Annotated in this window: 1 protein-coding gene; it reads left to right on the forward strand. The window is 41.8% G+C overall.

Features of this window, described 5'->3' with window-relative positions:
• Window positions 1-175: 175 nt before the first annotated feature.
• The gene (locus tag FS806_RS25220; RefSeq protein WP_144942098.1) at window positions 176-853 is read left to right on the forward strand and encodes a hypothetical protein; all 678 of its coding nucleotides are present in this window, start codon (window positions 176-178) and stop codon (window positions 851-853) included.
• Window positions 854-1,170: the final 317 nt, after the last annotated feature.

Raw genomic sequence — 1,170 nt, forward strand, 5'->3', positions numbered from 1 at the left:
TAGCGAAATATTTTCTAACAATTGACGTTATGACTGATTACCAATTACTTACTTGAACTGCATAGGTCATGTATAATGAAGGAAAGTGACGAAGAACGTCCTTATTCATCTTATTGATGAGTGAGGGCGTTTTTTTATTTTTCCAAGGAGCAAATTTATTTAGGGAGTTGGTAATGTGAATGGATTTCAGGAGGCGCACTCCACTTTTATTGAGTATCATCTGAACAAAAGAACAGGAGAAAGGCGCGGAAGACTGGAAAGAGGCCATGGGCACGCGGAGGTCATGTTTGCAAAAAATATATGGTGGCCTTTAAAAGGTCATTTTGATGACTTGCATCCGGAATACGAAGTTGTGGATTGGCGGGGTAGGTCATACTTTGCCGATTATGTGTTTGCGCCAAAACTCTGGAAAATTCTCATCGAAATTAAAGGTTACGGTGAACATGTCGCCAACATGGATCGTACAAAATATTGCAACGAACTGAATCGGGAAACATTTTTGAGCGGTATGGGATTCCATGTTATTTCGTTTGCTTATGACGATGTGGCTAATCGGCCTGATCTTTGCATCTATTTGCTGCGCATAGTGCTTAATCGATATGAATCGGCGAACACCAAGGTGGAAAGGGTATTTTTTGCAGATAATGAAATCTTGCGCTACTCCTTATTTCTAGCCCGACCCATCCGGCCCATCGATGTTTCCCATTATTTCTCCATCGATCATCGAACGGCGGTAGCTCATCTCAAACGGTTATGTCAAAAAGGGTGGTTAAAGCCGATCATCCGCGGGACGGGTTCAAGAATTCTTTATTATGAAGTTACAAAACAGGGTCTCGAAAGCGGCCTTATATAAACTGCACTCTTCATCATTCGGTTCTTTCCGCACCTCACGAGACTTCTAGTGGGCGGTGTGTGTGGCGTGGTATGACAGTGGTTAACAACATGGAGGAAAATGGGCTTCATGTAGTTGGAATCCTCTAGAGCGAAATGTGCAGACTAAATGGATTGCATGTAGTCGGAATCCTCTAAAGTAACAACTAAGCAACAACTATATGGGTTCACACAGTTAGGGATCCTTTAGGGCGAAAAATGCAAACTAAATGGATTTCATACAGTTAGATTTCTATATTCGGAAGAAATATGGAAACTAACTGGAAAACCTACAGCTAG

It is taken from the genome of Paenibacillus sp. 32O-W (assembly GCF_007679495.1).
GTDB classification, from domain to species: domain Bacteria; phylum Bacillota; class Bacilli; order Paenibacillales; family NBRC-103111; genus Paenibacillus_L; species Paenibacillus_L residui.